The sequence below is a fragment of the Gordonibacter sp. genome, assembly GCF_036667095.1.
Taxonomy (GTDB): domain Bacteria; phylum Actinomycetota; class Coriobacteriia; order Coriobacteriales; family Eggerthellaceae; genus Gordonibacter.
On the sequence record NZ_JAVWUP010000168.1, the window covers coordinates 1 to 5,441 of the forward strand.

The following is a 5,441-nucleotide window of genomic DNA, read 5'->3' on the forward strand; positions in this document are numbered from 1 at the left end:
CGCTCAGGGTTGGCACGTGGCAATCGAGGCAACTTACCTCGGAAACTCGATGCGCGGTTGCCAGTAGAGTGGTGTTGCTGGAATAATAGTCTTCCACGTAGGGGTCCATGGGGGTGTGGCAGATCGCATTGCAGAAGCTCGGCTGCTCATGCCATACCCAAAAACCTGCTCCAACACCTACGATGATGACGGCCGCAATGCCTAAGGCAATCAATCCCTTTCTCTTTTTCTTCGGCGTGGGTTGCGAGGCGGGAGCAGCTCCTGCGTTTTCCTGTTCGATAACAGGAGTAGTTGGATCATCCATATTTCCTCCTATAGGCACCCCTTTGAGACGAGCAATTTGTCTAGGGGTGCCTACGACATATGATCAATACGCTGCTACTTTAGCTCTTCTTTTGCTCAACAACGCGTCCCTTGCCGGTTGAGGCGACTTCGCACAGCCCGCTTCTGAAGGGTGGGAAGCCGGTGATGGGATCGAAATCGCGGGTGGTTAGTAGATTGACGTTGGCTTGGTGCCAGCCGTGAAAAATATCCACCATGCCGGCGTGTACCATGTTGGTCACTTCGGCCTTCATCTCGATCTCGTTTTGGTGATTAAAAACGCGCACGGAGTCACCATTGTTGATAGAGCGCTCTCGTGCATCCTTTGGATGCAGGCGCACGACGGGCTCGGGCATGAACTGGTTGAGCCAGGGAATCTCGCGTAGTTTGGAGTGTGTGTAGTACGGCAGGCGGGAGCCAGAGTTTAGCACCAAGGGATATTTCTTGTCCTCTTCGGAGGGATTGAGAGGGGTATGGATGGGTTCTTCGTAGATAGGCGGTCCATCGTATCCGAAGGATTTGAGTATCTCGGAGTCAAATTCGATTTTGCCGGAAGGCGTGTTGAAGCCGGGCTGCCCGTCTTTGCGGAATTTACCGAGGACGTGTTTGTTGTCCGGATTTTTGTCGCCCGGTATCTCCAGCCCTTCAGGATTGGCGCGAAGATCGGCTACGGTGATGCCAAGCTTGGAAGTTTCGAGAATGGACTCGATGGCTTTCTCGACGTTTCCGCCGAAGCACTCCTCTTCAAAACCAAGGGCGCAGCCCAGTTCGAGGACTATCTGCCAGTCTTCACGCGCTTGCCCAGCGGGAGCGACGCAGGGGTCGCGGAAGTAGATCTTGCGCCCATAAGAGGCAAATGGTGCCATGCGCTCATGACACATAGCCGCAGGTAAAAGCAGGTCGACGTAATCATGTGTCCAGGGACGTTCGTAATAATCTACGGCCGCAGAGAACTCCAGTTTCCCGAGTGCTTCTTGATAGCGATTGGATTCAGGCCAGATCATAGCATTACATGCTACCAGCAATCCAGCTTTGATCTTACCCGCATCGATATATTCAGGTAGTTTTGCGGTCTGGAAATGCTTGGTGAATGAGTTCCATACGGGGAAGTCTTCGCGGTCGACGCGACGCTCCCCGAACTTCTGCTCGGTATAAATGTTTTCGGCTCTGAATTGACTATTGGACCCGCCCAAATCAAAAGGTAGTCCTCCTGAAGAGAACATGAATCCGCCCTTTTTCTCAACATTGCCGAGAAGCGCCGGGATCATGAAGATCGCGCGCAAAGCATGGCCAACATTGGACGAGTGTGCGAGTCCGGCAGAGCTTGACAGAAGGGTGCTTGGCGAGTTTTCCGCAAGAAGGTGTACTGCTTCTTCGAGCTTGGCGGCGGGGACCCAAGTGATCTCTTCGATCTTCTCGGGTGGGTATTGCGCAGCGAGTTTGGCAAGTTCATCGAACCCGTGGGTCCACTCATCGACAAACGCTTTGTCGATGAGATTGTCGCGGATAAGAATGTTGATGAATCCGAGTGCGAGGGCGCCGTCTGATCCGGGCCTCAGTTGGAGATGGATGTCGGCTAAGCTGCTTACCGTTGGGGTGATGCGGGGGTCGACAACGACAAACTTGCATCCGCGTTCCTTTTGATCCATGAAACCTGCGTGGTGGTTCGGTTTCGACCAAGCCCGGTTGATAGACCAGATAAGGCAACTTGCGGTGTCGTCGGTCGGGTCGGACCCCATAATGCTTTGGCCGCGGCCATATACCAGTTCGGAGGTGATGTCGGTTGCCGTCGAGCAGAGTGAACTCTCGAGGCCGTAGGTGGAGCTTCCGAAAAGTGCAGCAAGCCGTTGAGTTACCGGGCGCGGCTCTTTGGGGTCGCCGCAGTAAAACATAACCGAGTCGGCTCCATAGGCCTCTTTTACCCGATTGAATTCTGACGCGATGGTCTGATATGCCTCATCCCAAGAAATGGGTTCCCATGTCGAAGCGCCCGTTCCCTTGGGGTTGGTGCGACGCAGAGGAGTTTGGAGGCGTTTGGGGTCGTAGAGTTCCTGGATGCTGGCGAGGCCCTTAGCACACAGGGGAGATACGGGGTGCGGGTCGCGTGATTCCACGCGGACGATCTTGCCGTCCTGTACGAAAGCGGTCATGCCGCAGCGCGGTACTTGGTTGCACATGTCGCAGTAGGTATAGCGCTTCTCGACAGGAGCTGCATTGTTTATCGTGCCTTCTGCGTGTGCGATGTTGAGGCTGGTCCCTCCCGTCAATGCCGCACCGGCTGCGACGGCGGCGCCGCCCTTGAAGAAGGTGCGCCTGCTGATGGTGTTACGGGACGAGCCCTCAGTGTTTTTTGCCATAGTGAGACACCCTCTCGTTTATTCGCTCTTCGAGTCTTGGTCGGAATCAGGTTTCACCGTAGTTGCCGCTGCGGCTTTAGTCTTACTTCTTGATTTTTTCACTCCTACGCCAACTCCTACACCAACGGCGGCAACAGCAACTACTCCCGCTGTGGCAATAACGGGGTCTATTCCAGGAGCTGCCTTGGCACTTACGGCCGATGCGCCGCCCGAGGCAAAGGGTAGTAAGTCTTCGGCCATGCCGTTGGCGGGAGTGTAGTAAAACGATGTCTCGTCGATTCTTACGGAACCTCCGAGCGCGATACGCTTACTCACGTCGCTCTCGGCATCGTCGAGGTCTCCAAAATAACGTGCATGAGCAGGACAGTTGAGCACGCAGGCCGGAGGAAGCTCATTGGCCACTCGCTCATGGCAAAACATGCATTTCTCCACGACATGGGAGCGCTGGATTCCGTAGGATTCATAGGGTGCCTGTGCGTAATTGCCGAAAAAATTGCCCTTGCCCTCATTGAGCACGCGGGCCCCGTACGGGCATGCCGACATACAGTACCCGCAGGCTATACATGCCTCGTAATCGATCACTACGACACCTTCATCATTTTTCTGGCTAGCGCCAGTGGGACACACGGCAACGCATTCGGGATTTTCGCAATGCATGCAGGAATGAGGAAGGTAGGTGCGACCTGCTTCGCCCACCTCTTCGCCCCACTCGATGGCATCTAGCTTCACCCAAGAGACCCCAGGCCCCTGATTATTCTCAAGTTGGCATGCGACGACGCACGCCCCGCATCCCACGCAGCGTTTGAGATCGATGAGCATTCCCCGCTTCGTCATACTGTCTCCTCTCCTTGATGTCCCCTTCGTGCCTTTGTCAGTTTGAAGTGAGAAAGGCATGAAAAGACTGTGTCAGGTTGGGGCATGGTTGGGTATCGGTGATGCTTTGCGAACCGTGGAATAAGCATCGGTTCCGGTATATGAGTTTCAGTATTCCCAGGTAAATTGGGTAATTTTATGGTTTGATATTGAGGTAGAATGAGGTGTGGCATTTGATGGCGATCTGAGGGGGCTCCATGAATGCTCTTTCTAATGTGCAAAAAATATGGGCTAAAGCAACCGGCCGCACCAATGTGGTGCTTGCTGTTGGGTTCGCATGCGCCTCGGCATGGCTTTCAACCATGTTTTTGGCGGCCAATTCCGAAAGCGTCATCAGCACGCTGGTAAGCAAGCCGCCTCACGGGATATGCATTCCTACCTTGGCCGCAGCCTCCCTCGCCTGCGTATTTTTCTTTATTGCGGGTAGTCGCGGATTTTTCCTAGTTGAGAAGACGGTCAAGCCGGTGTTTCTCGGTCTTGCGATGGCGTTGCTTGGTGCTGCATTCTTCATTCCGGTTGTTATGCACGGTTCGGTGCATGTTGCAGGGAGCGTATTCGTTGCTCTCTCCGGCGTCCTCGCGTCCGTCCACTATCTTCTTTGGATGCGCGTGTTTGGTTCCCTTTCTGCGCAGGAGATGTTTATAACCCTTCTTGTCTCTCAGGTGCTGGCCTGCGCGATTAATGCGATTTTATCGACCACAATTATGTATACGGTGCTAGTGGCGTCCGTTGTTCTGCCGGTGGTATCGACGCTTTGCCTTCGAGTGGGACAGAAGTGTGGGAGGGCGCCTCGGGGGAAGCCGGAGGAGTCTCTTCGGGATCCATCCTCTATCTCCGGGAGACTTGCATTCAAGCTGGCGGCAATGGTGTTCGTCTGGGGTGCGGTAGACCATCAGTTCCGCAGCGGGTTCGATGCGGCCTGGAACAGTGAGTTTGTGAACGACCCGTACGCCATTGCCTATCAGGTAACATTGCTCGTGGTCCTTGTGGTGGCCTTAGGCGCTGCTTATGCCTTGTTCGTGCGAAAGGAGCATTTTCGCTTCAGCAATTTGTACCGTATGATCTTTCTGATGGGATTGGCGAGCATCCTTCTTTTACCAAGCACGCTTTTTGGTCAGATTTCGACCATTGAATACGTGTTCAGCGTCATAGTTCACCAACTGGTTTTTTTGTTCATGTGGATAATCTGCGCTTCGATGTTTCGTGATACCCCTCACCAAGCCCCGCGCATGTTCGGTCTGGTGTATGGAGCGTGGTCTTTCGGGTCGCTCGGGGGTGCTTTGCTCAGCTCCTCCTATGCACCTTTGGTGTCTGCGGCAAATGTCCATTTGGTTGTTTTAGCTGCAGTAATGGTGGTTTCTATCGCATATACCCTTGTTTTTACCGAAAACGATGCGAATACGCTGGTGAGCATTGTTTCATTCAAACGACATACGCCGTTCAAGCTGAAATGTTCGTTAGTGGCTCAACGGTACGGGCTTTCGTCCCGCGAGGCGGAGATTGCCCTGCTCATTGCCCAAGGGCGTGATTCCGCGCACATCGAGCAGAGGCTGTTCATTTCGCGTAGCACTGTGCAGACCCATCGTATGCATCTGTACCGAAAACTCGACATCCACAATCGGCAGGAGCTGCTCGATATTATCGAGCGAGCCGGCGAGGGCGGCCCTGCAATAGAGAGCACCCGGTAGTGGATTTTCGTCGCGCTGATTTCTTATAATGTTTTTAATGCAGCCTGGATTTTACTTCCTGCTTTACACCTTCGATAGGTACGAGTTCGCACGTGCGGGTGCCGTTTACTGATATTTTCGCCCTTGTTCACGAAAACCGCCATCGTAGGCGACTATAATCCAACCACTTTAGCGTGGAAAAGTGCTTCTGCCGAAACGGATT

The 5,441-nt window shown here is 53.8% G+C and carries 3 protein-coding genes and 1 pseudogene; 1 reads left to right on the forward strand and 3 read right to left on the reverse strand.

Going from position 1 to position 5,441, the window contains the following annotated elements:
• The 3 genes and pseudogenes from RR842_RS11570 to RR842_RS11580 all read right to left on the reverse strand — a co-directional run.
• Positions 1-304, reverse strand: a pseudogene (locus RR842_RS11570) (hypothetical protein); the annotation flags it as partial.
• A 79-nt stretch (positions 305-383) separates the two neighbouring features.
• Positions 384-2,678, reverse strand: a complete 2,295-nt coding sequence (locus RR842_RS11575) for a molybdopterin-dependent oxidoreductase (RefSeq protein ID WP_332729813.1) — start codon at positions 2,676-2,678, stop codon at positions 384-386.
• An 18-nt stretch (positions 2,679-2,696) separates the two neighbouring features.
• A complete protein-coding gene (locus RR842_RS11580) occupies positions 2,697-3,512 on the reverse strand; it encodes a 4Fe-4S dicluster domain-containing protein (protein ID WP_332729814.1) in 816 nt (271 codons plus the stop codon).
• Positions 3,513-3,748: 236 nt separating this feature from the next.
• On the opposite strand from RR842_RS11580, the gene RR842_RS11585 reads away from it, so the two are divergent.
• On the forward strand, positions 3,749-5,239 hold the full coding sequence (locus RR842_RS11585; protein WP_332729815.1) for a helix-turn-helix transcriptional regulator: 1,491 nt from the start codon (positions 3,749-3,751) through the stop codon (positions 5,237-5,239).
• The last annotated feature ends 202 nt before the right edge of the window (positions 5,240-5,441 follow it).